The organism is Anaeromyxobacter sp. K, from assembly GCF_000020805.1.
Taxonomy (GTDB): Bacteria; Myxococcota; Myxococcia; order Myxococcales; family Anaeromyxobacteraceae; genus Anaeromyxobacter; species Anaeromyxobacter dehalogenans.
In genome coordinates this window covers 2,487,880-2,510,217 of record NC_011145.1, presented here as the reverse complement: position 1 = coordinate 2,510,217, position 22,338 = coordinate 2,487,880, and the positions used below count along the sequence as shown (strand labels likewise).

Genomic DNA, 22,338 nt, shown 5'->3' with positions numbered 1-22,338 from the left:
CGGAGAGACCACATGGCCCAGCGGAAGAAGATCGCGCTCATCGGCGCGGGACAGATCGGCGGCACGCTCGCGCTCCTGGCCGGCCAGAAGGAGCTCGGCGACGTCGTCCTGGTGGACATCATGGAGGGCGTCGCGAAGGGCAAGGCGCTCGACCTGCAGGAGACGCGCGGCGTCGGCAAGTGGGACGTGGACGTGACCGGCGGCGGCACGACCGACTACTCGGTCATCCGCGACGCCGACGTGTGCATCGTGACCGCGGGCGTGCCGCGGAAGCCCGGCATGAGCCGCGAGGATCTCCTCAAGGTGAACCTCGACGCGATCACCAAGGTCGCGCACGGCATCAAGCAGTACGCGCCGAACGCGTTCGTCATCGTCATCACGAACCCGCTCGATTCGATGGTGTACGCCATGTACAAGGTCACCGGGTTCCCCAAGAACCGGGTGGTCGGCATGGCCGGCGTGCTCGACACCGCGCGCTTCCAGTACTTCGTGGGCGACGCGGCCGGGGTCTCGCCGCAGGACGTGCAGGCGATGGTGCTCGGCGGCCACGGCGACGACATGGTCCCGCTGCTCCGCTACTCCTCGGTCGCCGGCGTGCCGCTCACCCGGCTGCTCGACAAGGCCAGGCTCGACGCCATCGTCGAGCGCACGCGCAAGGGCGGCGGCGAGATCGTCGCGCTGCTCGGCACCGGCTCGGCCTTCTACGCGCCGGCCGCCGCGGCGATCTCGATGGCGGAGGCGTACCTGCGCGACAAGAAGCGGGTGCTGCCCTGCTCGGCGCTGCTGGAGGGCCAGTACGGGGTGAAGGGCCTCTTCGTCGGCGTCCCGGTGGTGATCGGCGCCGGCGGCGTGGAGCGGGTGCTCGAGGTCGAGCTGAACGACGACGAGCGCGCCATGCTCCAGCGGTCCGTGGACAGCGTGAAGAAGTCCGTCGCAGAGACCAAGCTGTAGTAGGTTTCTCGGGCCGGTCGTCCACCCCATCCGGGGGCGACCGGCCTTCGTCGTCCCAACGAGAGCGAGCTCGGCTTGAAGATCCACGAGTACCAGGCGAAGGAAATCCTGCGGAAGTTCGGCGTGGCGGTCCCGCGCGGCTACCTCGCGGTCACGCCGCTCGAGGCGGAGGGCGCGGCGCGCCAGCTCGGCGGCGGCATCAGCGCGGTGAAGGCGCAGATCCACGCCGGCGGCCGCGGCAAGGGCGGCGGCGTGAAGCTGGCCCGCTCGCCGGACGAGGCGCGCCAGCACGCCGAGGCCATGCTCGGCATGATGCTGAAGACCCCGCAGACCGGGCCGGACGGGCAGGAGGTCCGGAAGGTCTACGTCGAGGAGGGCTGCCGGATCGCCCGCGAGCTGTACCTCGGCATGACGCTCGACCGCGAGATCGGGCGCCTGGCGGTGATGGCCTCGGTCGAGGGCGGCGTGGACATCGAGGAGGTGGCCGCGAAGCACCCCGACAAGATCCTGCGGGAGTGGATCTCGCCGCTGACCGGCCTCATGCCGTTCCAGGCCCGCCGGCTCGCGTTCGGCCTCGGCCTCACCGGCGACTCGGTCACCGCGTTCGTCCGCTTCGCCACCGGCCTGTACAACGCCTACGTCGCCACCGACGCGTCGCTCGCCGAGATCAACCCGCTCGTCATCACGGTGGGCGGCGAGGTGCTCGCGCTCGACGCGAAGATGAACTTCGACGACAACGCGCTCTACCGGCACCCGGACATCGCGGCGATGCGCGATCCGGACGAGGAGGATCCGAAGGAGACGCAGGCCAAGGAGTACGACCTCTCGTACATCGCGCTGGACGGCGACATCGGCTGCATGGTGAACGGCGCCGGCCTGGCCATGGCCACCATGGACGTGATCAAGCTGTCCGGCGGCCAGCCGGCCAACTTCCTCGACGTGGGCGGCGGCGCCGACGAGGACAAGGTCACCGCGGCGTTCAAGATCATCCTCTCCGACCCGCACGTGAAGGCGGTGCTCGTCAACATCTTCGGCGGCATCATGAAGTGCGACGTGATCGCGAACGGCATCGTCGCCGCCGCCAAGCAGGTGGGGCTCTCCATCCCGCTGGTGGTCCGGCTCGAGGGCACCAACGTGGAGCTGGGCAAGGACATCCTCGCCCACAGCGAGCTGAAGATCATCCCCGCGGACGACCTCGGCGACGCTGCCCGGAAGGTCGTCCAGGCCGCGCGAGCCGCCTAGATCCAGGTCCATTCGTCGCGTGAGCGGCGGGAGGCACACGCCTTGAGCATCCTCGTAGATCGCAACACCCGGGTCCTCGTCCAGGGCATCACCGGCTCGGCGGGCAGCTTCCACGCCGAGCAGATGCTCGCCTACGGCACGAACGTGGTGGCGGGCGTGACGCCCAACCGCGGCGGCACCCGCTTCCAGGGGACGGTCCCCATCTTCCACACGGTCGCGGCGGCGGTGAAGGAGACCGGCGCGAACGCGGCCGCGATCTTCGTGCCGCCCCCGTTCGCGGCCGACGCGATCATCGAGGCGGCCGAGTCCGACATCGAGCTCATCGTGGCGATCACCGAGGGCATCCCGGTGCTCGACATGGTCCGGGTGCGCCGCTACGTGGAGAGCCGCCCGAAGACGCGGCTGGTCGGGCCGAACTGCCCCGGCGTGATCACGCCCGGCCAGTGCAAGATCGGGATCATGCCCGGGCACGTGCACCGGCCCGGCCGCATCGGCGTGGTCTCGCGCTCGGGCACGCTCAACTACGAGGCGGTGAAGCAGCTCAGCGACCTGGGCCTCGGCCAGTCCACCTCGGTGGGCATCGGCGGCGACCCGGTCCATGGCACGGACTTCGTGCAGGCGCTGCAGCTGTTCGAGGACGACCCGGAGACCGACGCCGTCATCATGATCGGCGAGATCGGCGGCGGCGAGGAGGAGAAGGGCGCCGAGTTCGTCCGCGACCACATGACGAAGCCGGTGGTCGGGTTCATCGCCGGCCGGACCGCGCCCCCAGGCAAGCGCATGGGCCACGCCGGCGCGGTGATCTCCGGCGGCGCCGGCACCGCCGACGCGAAGATGGCGGCCATGCGCGAGGCCGGCATCGTGGTGGTGGACGGTCCCCACCTGCTCGGCCGGGCCATGAAGGACGCGCTGTCGCGGCGCGCCCGCCCCAAGCCCGCCAAGGCGCCGGCCGGCAAGCGGCCCGCCGCCCCCGCGCCCGCCCGCAAGGGCGCCGCGTCGCGCAGCGCCGCACCCTCGCAGCGCGGCGGCAAGGCGCTGAAGAAGGCTGCCAAGGGGGAGCGCGACTAGCGCGCCCCCGAGGATCCAGGGACGCTCGCGCCCCCGTGCTCACGGTGAGCCGGGGGCGTGGCTTTCCCGCAACAACCCGGAACACCGGACGAACGGAGAGCATCACATGGCGATCGAGCGCACGCTGTCCATCATCAAGCCCGACGGCGTCGAGAAGGGCATCATCGGGAAGATCATCGGCCGCTTCGAGGAGAAGGGCCTGAAGCCGGTGGCCATCCGGCTGACGCAGCTGTCGAAGGCGGAGGCCGAGGGCTTCTACGCGGTGCACAAGGCCCGGCCGTTCTTCGGCGACCTGGTGAAGTTCATGACCAGCGGGCCGGTGGTCCTGATGGTCCTCGAGGGCGAGAACGCGGTCGCCCGGAACCGCGAGATCATGGGCGCCACCGACCCGAAGAAGGCCGACGCGGGCACGATCCGCAAGGACTTCGCGACCGACATCGAGAAGAACACGGTCCACGGCTCGGACAGCGCGGAGAACGCGAAGATCGAGGTCTCGTACTTCTTCCCCGAGGTGCAGGTGCACGCCTACGAGTGGAAGAAGCTCGCCTAACCGGCCGATCTTCCTGCACTCCTGGGGGCGTTCCCCCGCTCGGCCGGGCGCGCCGCGCCCGGTTCGGGCTACAATGCACGAACCCGTCCCGCCCCAGGGACGGGTTTCGTCGTTTCAGGGGACGCGAGGAGAGCCGCAGTTTGGACGCAGTACCGACATGGAAATGGTTGCTGGGGGTGGCGTTCCTCGCCGCCTCCGCCTTCTGCTCGGGGACCGAGACCGCGCTGACCGCGCTGGGCGAGCCCCGGGCCCGGCAGCTCCGCGAGACCGGCGGCCGGCGGGCCCGCCTGCTGGGCCTGTGGATCGAGCACCCGGAGCGCGTGCTCTCGACCCTGCTCATCGGGAACACGCTCGTGAACGTGGGCGCGGGCGCGCTGGCCGGCTCGGTCGGCGCGGACCTGGCCGCCGGGGGCGGCTGGGCCCACGGGACGCTGGTCGCCATCGCCACCGGCGTCACCACCGTGGTGATCCTGTTCGCGGGCGAGATCGTCCCGAAGACCATCGGCAAGCGCCACCCGGCGCCGGTCGCGCTCTGGGCGATGCCCATGGTCCAGGCGCTCTGCCTGGCGATGTGGCCGCTCTCCGCCGCGGTGACCCGGCTCACCGGCCGGGTGGTGGGCCTGCTCGGCGGCGGCAAGGCGCCCACGCCGGCGGTGACGAGCGAGGAGATCGAGTACCTCATCGAGATGGGCACGCGCGAGGGCGTGCTCGACGAGGTGAAGGAGGAGCTGCTCAACAGCGTGCTCGAGTTCGCCGACCGCGTGGCCAAGGAGGTCATGATCCCGCGCACGCGCATGGTCGCCGTGGACCGCGCGGTGGAGCCGGACGAGCTGGTGCGGATCGTCACCGAGAACCCGTACAGCCGCATGCCGGTGTACGAGGGCTCGATCGACAACGTGGTGGGCATCCTGCTGGTCCGCGACATCATCCAGGAGCTCCGGCACGGGCCGCTCAGGCGCATCGCGCTCGACCGGTATCTCAAGCCGGCGTTCTTCGTCCCCGAGCAGATGAAGATCTCGCGGCTGCTGAAGGAGATGCAGCGGCGGCGGACGCACCTCGCGGTGGTGGTGGACGAGTTCGGCGGCACGAGCGGCCTCGTCACCATGGAGGACGTCATCGAGGAGATCGTCGGCGAGATCCAGGACGAGGCGGACGTGGAGTCCGCCCCGGTGAAGGCGGTCGCGCCGGGCGTGTGGCTGGCGGACGCCGCCATCCCGCTCCACGACCTGCAGTCCTTCCTGAACGAGCAGCGCGAGGAGCCCGCGCCGCGCCCCGCCGGCGACGACGCGCCCGAGTTCGAGGACGGCGAGCCGCCGCCCGAGATCCGCTTCCCCGAGCAGGGGGACTACGAGACGCTGGGCGGCTTCGTGACCGCGACCGCCGGCCGGGTCCCGCCGGTGGGGGCCACGCTGGCCTGGGACGGCCTCACGTTCACGGTGCGCGCCGGCGACGAGCGGCGGGTCACCCGGGTCGAGATCGCGCGGCGGGGCGAGGTGGCCGCACCCGACGTCGCGCCGGCCGCGGCCCGGTCTTAGGAACAGGCGCGCATGGACGTCCTGCACGACGACACGCCCGACCTCCGGTCGCTCCCGCAGGAGCGGCTCGCCGCCCTGATCGCCGGGCTGGGCGAGAAGCCGTTCCGCGCCCGCCAGGTCTACCGCTGGCTTCACCTGCGCGGCGCCGCCTCGCTCGAGGAGATGACCGACGTGCCGCGCGCGCTGCGCGAGCGGCTCGCGGAGGGCACCCGCCTCACCACGCTCGAGCGCGCCACCGAGCAGCGCTCGGCCGACGGCACCATCAAGTGGACCTGGCGCACGGGCGACGGGAAGCTGATCGAGTCCGTCTACATGCCCGAGACCGACCGCAAGACGCTGTGCGTCTCGACGCAGGTGGGCTGCGCGGTGGGCTGCACGTTCTGCATGACCGGCACCATGGGCCTCGCGCGCAACCTCGGGCCGGGCGAGATCGTGGACCAGGTCCACCGCGCCAACCGGCGGTTGATCGAGCTGGGGGAGGGGGAGGGGCCGCGGCCGCTCACCAACCTCGTGTTCATGGGCATGGGCGAGCCGCTCGCGAACTACCGCAGCCTGAAGGTCGCGCTCGACCTGCTCCTCTCGGAGGACGGTCCCAACTTCTCGCACCGCCACGTGACGGTCTCGACGTCCGGGCTGGTGCCGGTGATGCGCCGGCTGGGCGAGGAGACGCAGGTGAAGCTGGCCGTGTCGCTGAACGCCACCACCGACGCGCAGCGCGACGCGATCATGCCCATCAACCGGCGCTACCCGCTGGCCGAGCTGCTCCGCGCCTGCCGCGAGTTCCCCATGAAGCAGGGGCGGCGGATCACGTTCGAGTACGTGATGCTGGGCGGCGTGAACGACGCGCCGGAGGACGCCGAGCGCCTGGCGCGGCTGCTGCGCGGCATCCCGGCCAAGGTGAACCTCATCCCGTACAACGAGAACCCGGGCCTCGGGTTCGCCGCGCCGGCGCCGGCCGCGGTGGAGCGCTTTCGCGACCTGCTCGTCGCGCGGAACGTGACCGCGGTCGTCCGCAAGAACCGCGGCACCGACATCGCCGCCGCGTGCGGCCAGCTCGCCGCGGAGGGCGGCCCGGGCGATCCGCGCCGGCGGGCCGGTGCGCCGTTGACCGGGACGCCCGCGGCGGGCTAGGTACGGGTCGCCCGCCGCTCCCGGCGGGCGGAAAGGCTCGATCCCGGATGGCCCTGCTCGTCGTCGGCTCCGTCGCGCTCGACTCGCTCGAGACCCCCTTCGGCCGGCGCGAGGAGGTGCTGGGCGGCTCCGCGTCCTACTTCTCGGCCTGCTCGAGCTTCTTCGGCCCGACGCGGCTGGTGGCGGTGGTCGGGGAGGACTTCCCCGAGGAGCACGTGCGCTTCCTGGCCGGGCGCGGCGTGGACCTGGCCGGCCTCTCGCGCGAGCCGGGCAAGACGTTCCGCTGGAAGGGGCGCTACGAGTTCGACCTCAACACCGCCCACACGCTCGACACGCAGCTCAACGTGTTCGCCGGGTTCCGGCCGGTGCTCCCGGCCAGCTTCCGCGGCTCGGAGTTCGTGTTCCTCGGCAACATCGACCCGGACCTGCAGCGCGCGGTCCTCGACCAGGTGGAGCGGCCCCGCTTCGTGGGCTGCGACACCATGAACTACTGGATCACCTCGAAGCGCCAGAGCCTGCTCGAGACGCTGAAGCGCGTGGACATGCTGTTCGTCAACGACGCGGAGGCGCGCCAGCTGGCCGGCGAGCACAACGTGGTGAAGGCGGCGCGCGCCATCCTGTCGATGGGGCCGCGCTCGCTGGTGGTGAAGCGCGGCGAGTACGGGGCCCTGTTCTTCTCGGGCGACGAGGTGTTCGCCGCCTCGGCGTTCCCGCTCCCGGAGGTGTTCGATCCGACCGGCGCGGGCGACAGCTTCGCCGGCGGGTTCATGGGCTACCTCGCGCACCGCGGCCGCGCGGACGCCCCCACCATGCGGCGGGCCATCGTGCTCGGGAGCGTGCTCGCGAGCTTCGCGGTGGAGCAGTTCTCGCTCGACCGGCTCCGCACGCTCCGCCCGGACGAGATCCGGGCGCGCTACGCCGAGGCGCGCGGCCTGGCCCACTTCGACGACCTCGAGAGCGATCTCTTCAACGGCGCGGCCACCCCGGGTTGACCTCCGATCCGCGCGGCGGCTACCATGCGCCGCCCGGCACGGGTCGAGCATGCGCATCGGGATCATCTCCGACATCCACTCGAACCTCGAGGCCTTGACCGAGTCGCTGGCCGCGCTGGAGCGGCTGCGCCCGGATCGCATCTACTGCCTGGGCGACGTGGTCGGCTACGGCGCGAGCGTGAACGAGTGCTGCGCGCTGGTGCGCAAGGTGGCCGAGGTGACGCTGCTCGGGAACCACGACGCCGCGGTGGCCGGGCGGATGGACTACAGCTTCTACTACGACGCCGCCCGCCACGCGCTGGACTGGACCGCGGCGCGCATCGACCCGGACCACCTCGAGTGGCTGCGCGCGCTGCCGTACACGCACCGGCTCCCCGGCGTCGGGCTGAGCCACGGCAACCCGGCCGCGCCGCAGGCCTACGAGTACGTGTTCGCGAAGGAGCAGGCGAAGGACCTCGTCCCGCACCTCGACGCGCTCGAGGACGTGAACTTCGTCGGCCACTCCCATCTGTGCAAGTCGTTCGCGATCCACCCCTCCGGCGACGTCAACGAGGTGGTGGCGACGCGGTTCGGGCTGCGCCGCGGCTACAAGTACGTGATCTCGGTGGGCTCGGTGGGGCAGCCGCGCGACTGCGACAACCGCGCCTGCTTCGTCACCTACGACACCGAGGAGCGCGTGGTGGAGTTCCACCGCGTGCCCTACGACATCGAGACCTCGGCGCAGAAGATCTTCGACGCCGACCTGGCGCTGAACTTCGGTAAGCGGCTGTTCCTGGGCGTCTGAGCCGCCCGCGGCTCACACCACGCTGAGGTGGGTGGCGAGCCGGAACCCGGTGGTCAGGCCGTCGAGGTCCATCGCCGCGACGCGCAGCGCGCCGTCCACCGCCAGCCGGGCGGGGGCCACCGCCGCGATCGCGCCCACCGGCTCCCCGCTGCGCAGCGACAGGCAGGCGATCCCCTCGCCCGGCACGAGCAGCGTCCCCCGGGCCACCGCCGGCGCGGCCGCCCCGGGCGGCAGGTGGCCGGGCGGCGCGGCCCGGCTCCAGCGCACCGCGCCGTCGCGCCCGAGCGCCACCAGCGCGCCGGCGGCGTCGCGGAGCGCGAGCAGCGGCCCGGCGGCGGCCGCCGCGGGCGCGCCGGCGAGCGGCGGGGCGTCGGTCCAGTCCGCGCTGCCGTCGCCGCGCAGCGCGGTGACCGCCGGATCGCCGCCCACCGTCCCGACCACCGCGAGGCGCGGGCCCCACGCGATGGGCGGGCCGGCCGGGACGAGGTCGAGCGGCGCCTCCCAGCGGCGCGCGCCGGTGGACGGGTCGAGCGCGAGGAGCGCCGTCGCGGCGCCGGCCTCGGCCAGCACCAGGCAGGCGCCGGCGCCGGAGGAGGGGGCGCAGCAGGGCGCTCCGGGCGCGCGCACGCGCCAGGCCAGCCGTCCGGCCGCGTCCACCGCGTAGACGAAGCCGGCGTCCGACGCGGCCACGGCGACGCCGCCGAACGCCGCCGCCCGCAGGCGCGGCCGCCCGGGGAGCTCGAGGCGCCACAGCGTGCGCCCGGTGGCGGCCTCGAGCCCGGTGAGCGCCCCGGGCTCCACCAGCACCACCGGCCCGCCGGCGAGCGCGACCGCGCCGTCCGGATCCGCCCCCGGCGGCGTCCGCCCCCAGCGCAGCCGCCCGGTGCGGAGCGCGAGCGCCTCCAGCCGCCCGGGCCGGAACACCAGCACGGCGCCGGGCAGCGGCGCCACCCGGAGGCCGCCGCCGGCGCGCCACGCCACCTCGCCGCGGGCGCGGTCCACCGCCACCACCGCCTCGGCACCGGCGGCGAGCGTGAGCGCCCCGGCGTTCCACAGGCCCGGGCCGGCCGGCGCGCCCACGTCCACCGACCAGGCGCGGCGGAAGGAGAGCCGCCGCAGGCGCCCCGGGCCGAGCGGTGCGCCGGCGGCGCCGGCGGGGCCGCGCGCTCGCGCCTCGCCGGCGGAGGCGCCGGCGGAGAGATCGCCGCCGGCCAGCTCCTCCACCTGCGCCAGCCGCTCCGCCGCGGCCGCCTCCAGCTCGGCCAGGTACGCGTTCTCCGACTGGCGCGGGTTGCGCGCGCGCGCCAGGCGGCAGAGGTCGAGCGCGGCCTCGGCGACCGCCCTCGCCAGCGCCAGCGGCGGCGCCGGTCGCGCCACGCCGCTGGCGCGCACCCGCCCGCCGGCGAGGTCCAGCTCCAGGGTGCGCGCCGGCGCGCGGCCGGCCCGGGAGAGCGGGACCTCGAGCGCGGCCTCGCGGCGCCGGACCGCCCCCACGATCGCGCCCGCGGCCGCGACCAGGTCGCGCAGCGCCAGGAACGGGAACCCGTGCAGCGCGAGCAGCTCGGCGCCGTCCTCGGCCAGCACCCGCACCGTCCCGGGCGCGAGCAGCGAGCCGAGGTCGGGCCGGCCACCGGGGTAGGCGAGGAGGACGCCCTCGTCGTCGGCGAGCTCCACCGTGCAGGCGACGCGCCCCGGGCGCGGGGTGGGGCCCGGCCGGCGGGCCCGCACCGGCGGCCGGGGCCCCGGGGCCGGCGCCGCCTCGGTCCGGCGCAGGTCCCGCGCGGCGGCGCGCAGGCGGCTCGCGTCCCGGGCAGCCGAGGGGGCGGCCTCGGCCAGCTCCCGGCACAGCTCGGCGGCGGCCTCGAGGGCCGCGGCGGCGAGCGCCTCCAGGTCGACCTCGACGTCCCGCGCGAGGACGCCCGACGGCCGGGCCAGCGAGACGAGCGTGAGGAGCGCGCTCGCGCCGCGCCGCCGCAGCACCAGCTCCAGGGCGCCCTCGTGGAAGGCCACCGCGGCGTGCGGGGCGCCCCCCACCACGCGCGCCACCGCGCGCAGCAGCGCCTCCAGGGAGGGGAGGAGCGGGCCCTCGGCCCGGCCCCCGGCGATGTCGATGCCGTCCACCTCGATGGCCAGGGCGTCCACGATGGCGCGGGTGGCGGCGGTCCGCGCCGGCCCGGCGGCCCGGCGGAGCGCGGCGCTCAGGTCGGGGTCGAGGCGCCAGCTGGTACCCGTGCGGATCCGGATCATCGAACCGGAAGAATCATCGCGGAATCAGGCACTTTCAACGTTGACAGGCCCGGTCCACGGCACGAAGATGAGGGTACCGATGCGGCCGCCCGCCTGCTGGCGGCCCCGACAGCTCGTGACCTCCGTCCAAGGACGTACATGACCTTCACCGAAGCCGCCATCGAGGTGCTGCGGCGCGAGGGGAAGCCTCTCCACTTCAGGAAGATCGCCGAGATCGCCATCCGGGAGAACCTGCTCGACCATGTCGGCAAGATCCCGGAGGAAACCCTGGCGGATCAGCTCGCCGCACACTGCCGGCTCCCCCACGCCGATCGCCGCATGCTGCCGGTGCAACCCGGCACGTTCGCCCTGTCGGAGTGGGCCCTGGACGAGGATCCCCACGGCCTCGACAACCTGATCGAGCCGCCGCCCGAGAACGAGCTGCCCTACCGCGGGCGGGAGCGACACCCGGCGCCCTCGCGCGAGATGGCGCGGGCGACCGGACGCGGCGAGGCCGGCCGCGGCCGACGCCGCGAGGAGGAGGATCGCCGCGCGCGGCGCTTCCCGCCGCCCGCCGAGGTCGCCTACGAGATCCTGGCCGGCGCCGGCCGCGCGCTCACGCTGGCCGAGATCGCGCTGCAGGGCGCCGAGCGGATGCTCATGCCGGACGCGTTCGTCCGCGACACGGCGTCGCTGTCCGCCGCGCTCGCCGAGGACAACCGCCGGCGCGAGGCGGCCGGCCGCCACCCGCTCTTCCAGGTCGAGGGCGAGGCCGTCACGCTCATCGCCCAGCCCGAGCCCGGCGAGCGTCCCGCCGCGCCGGCCCCGCGCCCCGCGGCCGCCGCCCCCGGCGACCTGCGCCGCGCCGCGCTGGCCGCCCTGCGGCGACGCCTGCGCGAGTGCGAGCCGCCCACGGTCGAGCACGTCGCCATCCGGATGCTCGAGAAGCTCGGCTACCGCGAGGTGAAGGTCGCCAAGCGCGGCCGCGAGCACGTGGTCTGCACGGCGCGGAAGCGCATGGGCCTCGCGGACCTGCGCCACGCGGTCCGGATCGTGCGCACCGGCACCGAGGCGTCCCGCCGCGACGTGACGGACCTGCGCCGCGACCTCGTCCACTACGGCGCGCAGATCGGCGTCGTGGTCACCGCGGGCGACGCGGCGCGCGACGCGCGCGGCGAGGCGTCCGCGGCCGGCCAGCTCCCGGTCATCCTGCTCTGCGGCGAGGGCTTCGCCGAGGCCCTGGTCGAGGCCGGCGTCGGCTGCGTGCCGGTGGTGGTGCCGGAGGTGGACGACGGGTTCTTCCAGGCCGCCGCCGCGGCCGCCGCGGCGGAGGAGTCCGCGCGCCTGGCGCGGCGCGAGGAGCGCGACCGGCGCGAGGATCGCGGCGATCGCGACCGCCGGCGGGAGGAGCGGCGCGAGCCGCGGCGCGACGAGCGCCCGCGCCCCGCGGCGGGGGGCATCGCCGTCGAGGCGTCGTCGCCCGAGGCGCCCGAGGTGGTCGAGCTCGCGGGCACCGCCGGCGCGCGCGTGGTCGAGGTCCCGGCGGAGCTGGCGGTGGAGGAGCTCCCCGCCGCGCTCCCGCCCGGCGCCGGACCGCTCGAGGACGACGAGGAGGGCGGCGAGGACGAGGGACCGGAGGGTGCCGAGGGCGCCGAGGGCGAGGAGGAGCCGGCGGAGGTCGCCGCGAACGGCGCCGCGGGCGAGCCCGGCACCGGCGAGCGCCGCCGCCGCCGCCGTCGCCGCCGCCGCCGCGGCGGCCGCGGGCGCAACCGCGAGGGCGCCGGCCCGCAGCCCGCGGGCGCACCGGCCGAGGGCGCTGCGCCCGGCGCCGGGGCCGCCGCCTCCGGCGAGCCGGCCTGGCCGGTCGCGGTGCCGGAGCCCGCGCCGCAGGCGTCGCCTCCGCCCCTGCCTTCCGAGCCGCGGGAGCGCGCCGAGCCGCCGCCTCCGGCCGCGGCCCCGGTGGCCGAGCCCGAGCGCGAGCGCGCCCCCGAGCCGCCGCCCCCGGAGCCCGGCCGCGGCGATCCCGAGGCCTGACGCGCGGCCGAACGCGATGCCCGGACCGGCGCGATGGCGGAGGGCGGTGGGGATCGCGGCGGGCGCGCTCCTCCTCGCCTCGGCCTGCCGGCCGGGGACACCGCCGGTGCACGTGGTGTCGATCCGCGCCGAGCCCGGGGCGCTGGCCGGACCGCTCGTGGAGGCCGGCCTGGACGCCGCCGCCCTCGAGGCCGCCGCGCGCGACGCGCTCGCCGGCGCCGGGTTCCGCCTCGGCGAGGGGAAGCGCCCGCACCAGGCGCGCGTGGACGTGGTGGGCATCCGGTTCGTGGCCGGCCCGCCCGGCGGCGTGGCGCGGGTGGAGACCGCGGTGCTGCTGGAGCTCGTCCCGGCCGACGGGGGCGACGGCACCGCCGTGCGCGAGACCGCCGCAGGCGCCGCCACGCTCGCGGCCGGTCCCGCCGAGGCGTGGCGGTCCGCGCTGGCCCTCGGGGCGCGCGGCGCGGCCGAGGCGCTCGCGCTGGCGACGGCGGAGGACGCGAAGTCCACCGGCGCCGTGGTGCGCGACCTCGGCGCCGACGACGCGCGGGTGCGGCGGCACGCCGTGCGGGTGGCCGGCGAGCGGCGCGCCCGCGAGGCGGTGCCGGCGCTCGTGGAGCGGCTGCGGGATCCGGAGCCGGAGGTGGCGCACCTCGCGGTGGGCGCGCTCGGCCAGATCCGCGACCCGCGGGCGGTGGGACCGCTCATCGACCTATCGCAGCGCGGCGACGGCGGCATGGCGCTGGCGCTGGTGCGCATCATCGGCGACATCGGCGGGCCCGAGGCGAAGGGGTACCTGCTCACGCTCGAGGCCGGCCACCCCGAGCCGCGGGTCCGCGCCGCGGCGCGCGACGCGCTCGCCGACCTGCGCGCCCGCGACGCCGAGGCCGGCCGCGTGGCCGGCAAGTAGCCGCGAGGCCGCGGGGGCCACCTCGCGCCGGCTTTCCGCTAAGATGCGACCCTCATGACGCTCCGCACCCTGGTCCCGATCCTCGCGCTCGCGCTCGCCTGCGCGCGCGCCCCGGCGCCGGCCGCGCCCCGCGCCGCCGCGCCGGCCGAGTACTTCCCGCTCGCGGTCGGGAACAGCTGGACGTACGTGGACGAGTCGCCGGCGCTGCCGCCGGAGCGCCGCGGCGCCCTCCGCACCGTGCGGATCCTGGAGCGGACCGCCGACGGCTACTTCCGCGACAGCGATCGCGGCGAGCTGCGCGCGGACGGCGCCTGCGTGCACGACCGGCTGCGCCGGCTGCTCTGCGCGCCGCTGGCGCAGGGCCAGCAGTGGTCCTCGGTGGTCTCGGCCAGCTCCACCGAGCGCTACGAGATCGCCGCCGTGGGCGAGACGGCGGAGACGCCGGCGGGCCGCTTCGAGGGCTGCGTGCGCGTGCGGGCGCACAACCGGGCCGGGCCGACCACCGACAACGTGCTCGAGATCACGTACGCGCCGGGCGTCGGGCCGGTGCGGATCGAGACGTGGGCGGTGGTGGAGGGGAACGTGGCGCCGCAGGTGCGGGCGGTGCTCGGCTCGTACCGGGTCGGAGGCAAGTGATGCGCGAGGTCGGGATCGGGATCGCCGGGTTCGGCGTGGTCGGCGGCGGGGTGCTGTCCATCCTGCGGCAGCACGCCGGGGACATCGAGGCGCGGCTGGGCGGGCGGATCGTGGTCCGGCGCGTGGCGCTGCGCGACCTGGAGAAGGAGCGCTCGATCGACGTCGATCCGGCGCTGCTCACCACGCGGCTCGAGGACCTGCTCGAGGACCCCGGCATCCAGGTGGTGGTCGAGCTGATCGGCGGCGTGGACCAGGCGTTCGAGCTGGTGTGCGGGGCGCTGCAGCGCGGCAAGCACGTGGTCACCGCGAACAAGGCGCTGCTGGCGGCGCGCGGGGATGAGATCTTCCGGCTCGCCCGCGCCCGCGGCGTGGACGTCTACTACGAGGCCGCGGTCTGCGGCGGCGTGCCCATCATCCGCACGCTCCGCGAGGCGCTCGCCTCCGACCGGATCACCGCGCTGCACGGCATCGTCAACGGCACCACCAACTTCATCCTCACCGCCATGGCCGAGAAGGGCGAGCCCATCGAGCGGGCGCTGGCCGAGGCGCAGCGGCTCGGGTACGCCGAGGCGGACCCCACGCTCGACGTGTCGGGCGGCGACGCGGCGCAGAAGCTCTGCGTCCTCGCGCAGCTCGCGTTCGGGGCGGCGCTCCGGCCCGCGGACGTGCTCACCGAGGGCATCATGGCGCTGAAGCCGGAGGACTTCCGGTGGGCGCGCGAGTTCGGCTACGCGCTGAAGCTGCTGGCGGTGGCCCGGCGCTGCGGCCCGGCCGAGGGCGCCGCGCCCGGCGCGCAGGACCAGCTCGAGGCCCGCGTGCACCCCGCCTTCATCCCGGCCGGCTCGCTGCTCGCCGGCGTGCGCGGGGCCATGAACGCGGTGGTGCTGCACTCGGAGGCGCTGGGCGCCTCCATGCTGTACGGGCAGGGCGCCGGCGCGATGCCCACCGGGAGCGCGGTGGTGTCGGACATCATCGACCTCACCCGCAACATCCTGGCCGGGAGCCCCGGGCGCGTGCCGCTGCCGCCGGCCGAGCCGCTCGTCTCGGTGCGGCCGCACGCCGAGGTGCGCTGCGCGTACTACCTGAACTTCTCGGTGCAGGACGCGCCCGGCGTGCTCGCCCGCATCGCCTCGCAGCTCGCCGCCCGCCACATCTCCATCGCGGCGGTGCAGCAGCGGGAGCAGAACGACCAGGGCCAGCCGGTGCCGCTCGTGATCGTGACGCACGTGGCCCGCGAGGCGGACCTGCGCGCCGCCATCGCCGACATCGACCGCGACCCGACCACGCTCGCGCCGACGCGCCTCATCCGCATCGAGAGCGTCTGACCCGCGCCGCACGCCCGCCGCGACCGGCCCCGCGCCGGGCGCCGCGCCGCGCCGCGCCCGAGGTGAACGCATGGTGAAGACGGAGCTCCGGGTCATCTACGGCGACACCGACCAGATGGGCGTCGTCTACTACGGCAACTACCTGCGCTTCTTCGAGGCGGGACGGAACGAGTTCATCCGCGCCAAGGGGCTGCGCTACCGGGACTTCGAGGAGGCGTACGCGCTGCGGCTGCCGGTGGTGGACGCGCAGGTGAGCTACCGCAGCCCGGCCCGCTACGACGACCTCGTCGCGGTGGAGACCTCGCTGGCCGAGGTGCGCCGCGCGTCGGCCCGCTTCGAGTACCGCATCGTCCGGGGCGGCGAGCTGCTCGCCACCGGCTCCACCGTCCACGCCTGCGTGGACCTGGACGGGCGCGTGCGCCGCATGCCGCCGGAGCTGCTGTCGCGGCTCGCGGTGGGCGAGGCGCCCGCCGGCCCGGGGAAGGGAGGCTGAGCCATGGATCGGAACCTCGCGCTCGAGGTGGTCCGCGTCACCGAGGCCGCCGCGCTGGCCTCCGCCCGGCTGATGGGGCGGGGCGACCGCAACGGCGCCGACCAGGCCGCGGTCGAGGCCATGCGCAAGGCGTTCAACGACATCGCCATCCGCGGGGAGGTGGTGATCGGGGAGGGCGAGCGCGACGAGGCGCCGATGCTCTACATCGGCGAGAAGGTGGGCCGCTGCCGCGACGGCGACGCCGAGATGGAGATCGCGGTGGACCCGCTGGAGGGCACGAACCTGTGCGCCACCGGGGCGCCCAACGCGCTCAGCGTCATCGCCATGGGCGAGAAGGGCCGGCTGCTGCGCGCGCCCGACACGTACATGGAGAAGATCGCGGTCGGGCCGCGCGCCCGCGGGGCGGTGGACCTGCGGCGCACGCCCACCGAGAACCTGCGCCGGGTCGCGGACGCGCTGGGCAAGTACGTCGAGGACCTCACCGTCGTGATCCTCGACCGCCCCCGCCACGCGAAGCTGGTCCGCGAGGTCCGCGAGGCGGGCGCGCGCATCAAGCTCATCGGCGACGGCGACGTGGCCGGCGCGCTCAACACCTGCTTCCCCGACACCGGCGTGGACCTGCTGATGGGCGTCGGCGGCGCGCCCGAGGGCGTCATCGCCGCCGCGGCGCTCCGCTGCGTGGGCGGCGACCTGCAGGGCCGGCTCGTGTTCCGCAACGACGCGGAGCGCGAGCGGGCCCGCGGGTACGGCGTGAAGGACCTGGACCGGGTCATGGGCGCGGAGGAGCTGGCCGGCGGCAACGTCATGTTCGCCGCGACCGGCGTCACCCACGGCGACTTCCTGAAGGGCGTGCGCTTCACCGGCGACGGCGCCCGGACGCACTCCGTCGTGATGCGGTCGCGGACCGGGACGCTCCGCTACATCGAGACCGAGCACCACTTCACCCGCAGCCCGGACTACGGCTGGTAGCCCTGAGGAGGCCCCGATGTCGGTCGTCACGCAGGAGGTCTTCATCGACGCGCCCATCGACCGCGTCTACGACGTGATCGTGGACTACGCGCGCTACCCGGAGTTCGTGCCCGGCATCAAGGGCTGCCGCGTGCTCGCCGGCGGGCCCGGCAAGCGGGTGGAGTACGAGCTCGATCTCGGCATCAAGCGCTTCAAGTACGTGCTCCGGCACGAGGAGGAGCGCCCGCGGAAGGTGACCTGGTCGCTCCAGTCCGGCGATCTCATGAAGGTCTCGAACGGCTCCTGGGAGCTCCACGCCGAGGGCGACCGCACCCGCGCGCACTACTCCGTCGAGATCCTCATCTCCAAGCCGCCCCTCGTGCCGCAGGCCGTGATCGACCGGATCAGCGACGAGCTCACCAAGGTGAACCTCCCCCGCAACCTGCACGCCTTCAAGGCACGGGCGGAGTCGCTGCGCTGAGATGCGGCAGGGCGGTGTCGCCGCGGCAACGTTTGCACCGGGAGGCGCAGCCTGCGGCACCGCGCGCACATCCTGCCGCGTGCAGTTGACCCCCGGATGGGACGGGTGCTTTACTGAACCGGGCCCTCCCGGGGCGAAGTGAATTGGCGCGAAGGGCCCATGCGTCATTAAAGATGTGCGAACCGCGCCGCGGAGGAGGGGAACGAGGTCGCGAGGAACGCGACTTGCAGCTGCAGCGAGGACGATGGCCCGGAGACCCGCCATGCTGGACGCCTACGTCATCGAGGAGATCAAGCGGCGTGAGCGCGAGCAGCGCCGCGAGGACCGCCCGTCGGTCGAGCTCCCGCTGCCCTCCTATCCGGACGAGGGGCCGCGCGGTCACGACGACCGCGACCGCGAGCCCGGCGACCGCGACCGCGGCGTGGTGATCATCGACTACTCCGGGTGAGATGATCCGGACCAGCCGGGCGTTCGCCAGGGGCGAAGCGCTCGACCGAGAGGGCGCGGACCGGCCGGTCTCGCGCCCGTCGTTTTCTCGGGCGCACGCGCGCCCGCGCGCCGGTAAAACCGATTGACCCTTCGGCTGCGCGCGGGGCACATTCGCGGGCCTGCGAGCGGACCCCTTGGGCGCGGCGACCGCGCCGGGCGCTCGGGGAGACCAGCCGATGACCGAGATCATCAACGTGACCGCGCGGGAGATCCTGGATTCCCGCGGCAACCCCACCGTCGAGGTCGAGGTGGCGGTCGGGACCGGCGACGTGGGGCGCGCGGCGGTGCCCTCCGGCGCGTCCACCGGCGAGCACGAGGCGCTCGAGCTCCGCGACGGCGACAAGGGCCGGTACCTGGGCAAGGGCGTCCGGAAGGCCGTCGCGAACGTGATCGACGAGATCGCGCCCGCGGTGGTCGGCCTCGACGCCTCCGACCAGGCCTCGCTCGACGCGCGCATGATCGCGCTCGACGGCACGCCCACCAAGTCGAAGCTGGGCGCGAACGCCATCCTGGGCGTGTCGCTGGCCGCGGCCAAGGCGGCCGCCACGGCGCACGGCCTCCCGCTGTACCGCTACGTCGGCGGGGCCGGGGCGCGCACGCTGCCGGTGCCGCTCATGAACATCCTGAACGGCGGCGCGCACGCCGACTCCAACGTGGACATCCAGGAGTTCATGGTGGTGCCGCTCGGCCTGCCCACCTTCGCCGAGGCGCTCCGCTGCGGCGCCGAGATCTTCCACGCGCTGAAGAAGGTGCTGAAGGGGAAGGGCGCGGCGACGGGCGTGGGCGACGAGGGCGGCTACGCGCCGAGCCTCGCCTCCAACGAGGAGGCGCTCGCGGTGATCATGGAGGCCATCGGCCAGGCCGGCTACGAGCCGGGCAAGCAGGTGGCCCTCGCGCTCGACTGCGCGGCCAGCGAGTTCTACGACAAGAAGGCCGGCAAGTACGAGCTGGAGGGCGAGGGGAAGCGCTTCGACGGCAAGGGGCTGGTGGAGTACTACGCCGAGCTCGCCGCCAAGTACCCCATCGTCTCGATCGAGGACGGCTGCGACGAGGACGACTGGGCGACCTGGAAGCTCCTGACCGAGCGGCTGGGCGCGAAGCTGCAGCTCGTCGGCGACGACCTGTTCGTCACCAACGTGACCCGCCTCTCGCGCGGCATCGAGCAGGGCGTGGCGAACTCGATCCTGGTGAAGGTGAACCAGATCGGCTCGCTCACCGAGACGCTGGAGGCGGTGCGCATGGCGCACCGCGCCGGCTACACCAGCGTGATGAGCCACCGCTCCGGCGAGACCGAGGACACCACCATCGCCGACCTGGCGGTCGCCTGCGACTGCGGGCAGATCAAGACCGGCTCCGCCTCCCGCACCGACCGCATCGCCAAGTACAACCAGCTGCTCCGCATCGAGGAGGAGCTGGGCGGAGCCGGCCGGTACGCCGGCCGCAGCGCGTTCGAGGCGCTCCGCTGAGCCCCCGGCGAGCGGGCCCCGGACCTCGCGCCGGGGCCCGCCGCGCCGACCCCGAGCAGCCGCGCCGCACGCGCCCCGGGTGCGGGCGCAACCCCGCGCCCGCCCACGCGGATTTCCGGGCGCGGCGCATTGACACGCCCGCGGCCCCTCGCTAGCTTCACGTCCCTTGCATCGACCCTCCCGTCACAGGTGAAGAGCATGCGCGCCGACTGGATCGCGAAGCGTCGTGGGCAGGCCAACGTCAGCCAGATGCACTACGCCCGCAGCGGCGTCGTCACCGAGGAGATGGCGTTCGTGGCGGCGCGGGAGCGCCTCGAGCCCGAGCTGGTCCGCGCCGAGGTGGCGCGCGGCCGGATGGTGATCCCGGCGAACGTCCGCCACCCCGAGCTCGAGCCGCTCGCCATCGGCATCACGGCCTGCTGCAAGATCAACGCGAACATCGGCAACAGCGCGGTCACGTCGAACATCGACGAGGAGCTGGCCAAGCTGCGGGTGTGCCTGAAGTACGGCGCCGACACGGTGATGGACCTCTCCACCGGCGGCGACATCCCGCAGATCCGCGAGGCGATCCTGCGCGCCAGCCCGATCCCGGTGGGCACGGTGCCGATCTACGAGTGCCTGGCGCACGTGAAGGACGTGGCCGACCTCACGCCCGAGCTGATGCTCGAGATCATCGAGGCGCAGGCGGCGCAGGGCGTGGACTACATGACCATCCACGCCGGCGTGCTGCGGGACTTCATCCCGCTCGCGGCGCACCGGATCACCGGCATCGTCTCGCGCGGCGGCGCCCTGATGGCGCAGTGGATGCTCGCGAACAAGGCCGAGAACCCGTTCTTCACGCACTTCGAGCAGATCTGCGAGATCTTCAAGCGCTACGACGTCACCTTCTCGCTCGGCGACGGCCTGCGCCCCGGGTGCCTGGCCGACGCGTCGGACGCGGCGCAGTTCGCGGAGCTGAAGGCGCTCGGCGACCTGACCCGCAAGGCGTGGGAGCACGGGGTGCAGGTGATGGTCGAGGGCCCGGGCCACGTCCCGCTCGACCAGATCCCCATGAACATGGAGAAGGAGCGGGAGCTCTGCAGCGAGGCCCCGTTCTACGTGCTCGGGCCGCTCGTCACCGACATCGCGCCGGGGTACGACCACATCACCAGCGCCATCGGCGCGGCGGTGGCGGCGCAGCACGGCGCGGCCATGCTCTGCTACGTCACGCCGGCCGAGCACCTGGGCCTGCCGGACATCGACGACGTGCGCGAGGGCATCGTCGCCTACAAGATCGCGGCGCACGCGGCCGACGTGGCGCGCCACCGGCCGGGCGCCCGCGACCGCGACGACGCGCTCTCGCGCGCCCGCTACGCGTTCGACTGGAACAAGCAGTTCGAGCTGTCGCTCGATCCGGACACCGCGCGCGCCAAGCACGACGAGACGCTGCCGCACGAGGCGTTCAAGTCGGCGGAGTTCTGCTCGATGTGCGGGCCGAAGTTCTGCTCGATGAAGATCCACGGCCACCTCGCCGAGGCGGCCGCCGCGCAGGACGCGGCGGCGAACGGCGCGGCCGGGAAGCCGGCCGGCGGCCTCCAGGTCCTCCCGTAGGCGGACCCGGAGGCGCCTCACCGCCGCTGGGGGGCTCCCTTCTCCACCGGCCTGCCGGCGGCCACCCAGCCGTCGATGCCGGCCGGCATCACGTACACGTTGCGGTGCCCGAAGCTGGCCGCCCGCCGGGCGGCCTCGTGGCTCGCGCTTCAACGCGTGTTCTTGCAGTAGAAGACCAGCGGCGCGTCCCGGTCCGGCGGCAGCTCACGCGCCTCGTACGTGCGGTACGCGATCAGCGTGGCCCCGGGCAGGTGGGCCTTCGCGTAGGTCTCCGGGCCGTTCGCGTCGAACACGCGCACGCCGGGCGTGCCGAGGAGCCTCGCGACCTCGTCCACCGAGGCCTCGCGGTACGGCGCGCCCTCGGCGCGGGCGATGCCGGCGCTGGCGGCGAGGGCCGCCGCGGCGACCACGGTGAGACGCAGGAACCGGATCATGTTCACCTCTCGTGGGGTCGTTGGGTCCGGGGAGGGGAGTTAACCCGGGGCGCGGGCGACGTCATCGCCCCGCGCGGACCCACGCGGGATCACCGGTCCGGCCCGGACCTGGGCCTTAATATCCGCCACATGGCCCACCGGGTGACGGTGTACGAGGTCGGCCCGCGGGACGGGCTCCAGAACGAGGCGCGCACCGTCCCGACCGCGGACAAGCTGGCGCTCATCGGGGCGCTCGCGGCCGCGGGGCTGCGGCGCATCGAGGCCTCGAGCTTCGTGTCGCCGCGCTGGATCCCGCAGCTCGCCGACGCCGCCGAGGTGACCGCGGCGCTCCCGGCGGTGGACGGGGCCTCGTACGTGGTGCTGGTGCCGAACGCGAAGGGGCTGGACCGGCTCGCCGTCGCGCTGGCGCGGGCGGGCGAGGGCCACCCGCCGGTGGAGGCCGCGGTGTTCCTCTCGGCCTCCGAGACGCACAACCGCAAGAACCTGAACCGGACGGTGGCGGAGACGCTGGCGGAGCTGGAGGCGCTCGTGCCCGCGGCGCTCGCCCGCGGGCTCCGCGTGCGCGGGTACGTCTCCACGGTGTGGGGCTGTCCGTACGAGGGCCCGGTCGATCCCGGCCGCGCCGCCGGGATCGTCGAGCGGCTGCTCGCGCTCGGCTGCCACCAGGTGTCGCTCGGCGATACCATCGGCGTGGGGACGCCCAACCAGACGCGGCGCATCCTCGGGCTGCTGCGCGCGCGCGTTCGGCCGGAGCAGATCGCGCTCCACATGCACGACACCCGCGGCACCGCGCTCGCGAACGTGCTGGCCGGGCTGGAGGAGGGCGTCACGACGTTCGACGCGTCGATCGGCGGCCTGGGCGGCTGCCCGTACGCGCCGGGCGCCTCCGGGAACCTCGCCACCGAGGACCTCGTCTACATGCTCGACGGGATGGGGATCGAGACCGGGGTGGACTTCCGGAAGCTGGTGGCCGCCGGCGCGCTGGCGCAGCGGCTGGTGGGGCGGACCTTGCCGGGCAAGGCGCTCCAGGCGGAGCTGGCGCGGGCGGGAGGCTGA

Annotated in this window: 21 protein-coding genes; 19 read left to right on the top strand and 2 right to left on the bottom strand. The window is 74.6% G+C overall.

The features are described from left to right. Nucleotides 1-12: 12 nt before the first annotated feature. The 8 genes from mdh to ANAEK_RS11165 all read left to right on the top strand — a co-directional run bounded on the left by mdh (nucleotide 13) and on the right by ANAEK_RS11165 (nucleotide 8,253). A complete protein-coding gene (gene mdh / locus ANAEK_RS11200) occupies nucleotides 13-951 on the top strand; it encodes a malate dehydrogenase (RefSeq protein WP_012526260.1) in 939 nt (312 codons plus the stop codon). A 75-nt stretch (nucleotides 952-1,026) separates the two neighbouring features. After that, a complete protein-coding gene (sucC, locus tag ANAEK_RS11195) occupies nucleotides 1,027-2,193 on the top strand; it encodes an ADP-forming succinate--CoA ligase subunit beta (RefSeq protein WP_012526259.1) in 1,167 nt (388 codons plus the stop codon). A 42-nt stretch (nucleotides 2,194-2,235) separates the two neighbouring features. Further along, nucleotides 2,236-3,261, top strand: coding sequence for a succinate--CoA ligase subunit alpha (sucD, locus tag ANAEK_RS11190; RefSeq protein ID WP_012526258.1), 1,026 nt, complete (start codon nucleotides 2,236-2,238; stop codon nucleotides 3,259-3,261). 106 nt (nucleotides 3,262-3,367) lie between these two features. Beyond that, nucleotides 3,368-3,811: a nucleoside-diphosphate kinase gene (gene ndk, locus ANAEK_RS11185; RefSeq protein ID WP_012526257.1), complete on the top strand. Its 444-nt coding sequence runs from the start codon at nucleotides 3,368-3,370 to the stop codon at nucleotides 3,809-3,811. Between the two features lie 176 nt (nucleotides 3,812-3,987). After that, the gene (locus ANAEK_RS11180) at nucleotides 3,988-5,346 is read left to right on the top strand and encodes a hemolysin family protein (protein WP_232288433.1); all 1,359 of its coding nucleotides are present in this window, start codon (nucleotides 3,988-3,990) and stop codon (nucleotides 5,344-5,346) included. A gap of 12 nt (nucleotides 5,347-5,358) precedes the next feature. Continuing rightward, a complete protein-coding gene (gene rlmN / locus ANAEK_RS11175; RefSeq protein ID WP_012526255.1) occupies nucleotides 5,359-6,477 on the top strand; it encodes a 23S rRNA (adenine(2503)-C(2))-methyltransferase RlmN in 1,119 nt (372 codons plus the stop codon). Between the two features lie 47 nt (nucleotides 6,478-6,524). Beyond that, entirely contained in the window at nucleotides 6,525-7,469 is a 945-nt protein-coding gene (locus ANAEK_RS11170) for a PfkB family carbohydrate kinase (RefSeq protein WP_012526254.1), read from the top strand. 49 nt (nucleotides 7,470-7,518) lie between these two features. Further along, nucleotides 7,519-8,253, top strand: a complete 735-nt coding sequence (locus tag ANAEK_RS11165; RefSeq protein ID WP_012526253.1) for a metallophosphoesterase — start codon at nucleotides 7,519-7,521, stop codon at nucleotides 8,251-8,253. Nucleotides 8,254-8,265: 12 nt separating this feature from the next. Here ANAEK_RS11165 and ANAEK_RS11160 read toward each other — a convergent pair whose 3' ends face one another. Next, nucleotides 8,266-10,500, bottom strand: coding sequence for a PQQ-binding-like beta-propeller repeat protein (locus ANAEK_RS11160; protein WP_012526252.1), 2,235 nt, complete (start codon nucleotides 10,498-10,500; stop codon nucleotides 8,266-8,268). Between the two features lie 138 nt (nucleotides 10,501-10,638). Between ANAEK_RS11160 and ANAEK_RS11155 the strand changes: the two genes are divergently transcribed. The 10 genes from ANAEK_RS11155 to thiC all read left to right on the top strand — a co-directional run bounded on the left by ANAEK_RS11155 (nucleotide 10,639) and on the right by thiC (nucleotide 20,848). Continuing rightward, entirely contained in the window at nucleotides 10,639-12,513 is a 1,875-nt protein-coding gene (locus tag ANAEK_RS11155; RefSeq protein WP_012526251.1) for an HTH domain-containing protein, read from the top strand. A gap of 46 nt (nucleotides 12,514-12,559) precedes the next feature. Further along, nucleotides 12,560-13,420, top strand: coding sequence for a HEAT repeat domain-containing protein (locus ANAEK_RS11150; RefSeq protein ID WP_012526250.1), 861 nt, complete (start codon nucleotides 12,560-12,562; stop codon nucleotides 13,418-13,420). Between the two features lie 54 nt (nucleotides 13,421-13,474). After that, nucleotides 13,475-14,056 carry a hypothetical protein gene (locus tag ANAEK_RS11145; RefSeq protein ID WP_012526249.1) on the top strand — a complete coding sequence of 194 codons (582 nt, stop codon included), beginning with the start codon at nucleotides 13,475-13,477 and terminating at the stop codon, nucleotides 14,054-14,056. Beyond that, on the top strand, nucleotides 14,056-15,381 hold the full coding sequence (locus tag ANAEK_RS11140; protein ID WP_012526248.1) for a homoserine dehydrogenase: 1,326 nt from the start codon (nucleotides 14,056-14,058) through the stop codon (nucleotides 15,379-15,381). Before ANAEK_RS11145 ends, ANAEK_RS11140 begins: the two co-directional genes overlap by 1 nt. A gap of 70 nt (nucleotides 15,382-15,451) precedes the next feature. Then, nucleotides 15,452-15,874: a thioesterase family protein gene (locus ANAEK_RS11135; RefSeq protein ID WP_012526247.1), complete on the top strand. Its 423-nt coding sequence runs from the start codon at nucleotides 15,452-15,454 to the stop codon at nucleotides 15,872-15,874. A 3-nt stretch (nucleotides 15,875-15,877) separates the two neighbouring features. Then, nucleotides 15,878-16,843: a class II fructose-bisphosphatase gene (gene glpX, locus ANAEK_RS11130; protein WP_012526246.1), complete on the top strand. Its 966-nt coding sequence runs from the start codon at nucleotides 15,878-15,880 to the stop codon at nucleotides 16,841-16,843. A 16-nt stretch (nucleotides 16,844-16,859) separates the two neighbouring features. Next, nucleotides 16,860-17,303, top strand: a complete 444-nt coding sequence (locus ANAEK_RS11125) for a type II toxin-antitoxin system RatA family toxin (protein WP_012526245.1) — start codon at nucleotides 16,860-16,862, stop codon at nucleotides 17,301-17,303. Nucleotides 17,304-17,565: 262 nt separating this feature from the next. Then, on the top strand, nucleotides 17,566-17,751 hold the full coding sequence (locus ANAEK_RS11120) for a hypothetical protein (RefSeq protein WP_012526244.1): 186 nt from the start codon (nucleotides 17,566-17,568) through the stop codon (nucleotides 17,749-17,751). Nucleotides 17,752-17,968: 217 nt separating this feature from the next. Beyond that, nucleotides 17,969-19,258 carry a phosphopyruvate hydratase gene (gene eno, locus ANAEK_RS11115; protein ID WP_012526243.1) on the top strand — a complete coding sequence of 430 codons (1,290 nt, stop codon included), beginning with the start codon at nucleotides 17,969-17,971 and terminating at the stop codon, nucleotides 19,256-19,258. A 198-nt stretch (nucleotides 19,259-19,456) separates the two neighbouring features. Further along, nucleotides 19,457-20,848, top strand: a complete 1,392-nt coding sequence (gene thiC, locus ANAEK_RS11110) for a phosphomethylpyrimidine synthase ThiC (RefSeq protein WP_012526242.1) — start codon at nucleotides 19,457-19,459, stop codon at nucleotides 20,846-20,848. 149 nt (nucleotides 20,849-20,997) lie between these two features. Here the strand turns inward: thiC and ANAEK_RS11105 are convergent, their stop codons facing one another. After that, nucleotides 20,998-21,282, bottom strand: coding sequence for a rhodanese-like domain-containing protein (locus ANAEK_RS11105; protein WP_012526241.1), 285 nt, complete (start codon nucleotides 21,280-21,282; stop codon nucleotides 20,998-21,000). 129 nt (nucleotides 21,283-21,411) lie between these two features. On the opposite strand from ANAEK_RS11105, the gene ANAEK_RS11100 reads away from it, so the two are divergent. Next, a complete protein-coding gene (locus tag ANAEK_RS11100; RefSeq protein WP_012526240.1) occupies nucleotides 21,412-22,338 on the top strand; it encodes a hydroxymethylglutaryl-CoA lyase in 927 nt (308 codons plus the stop codon).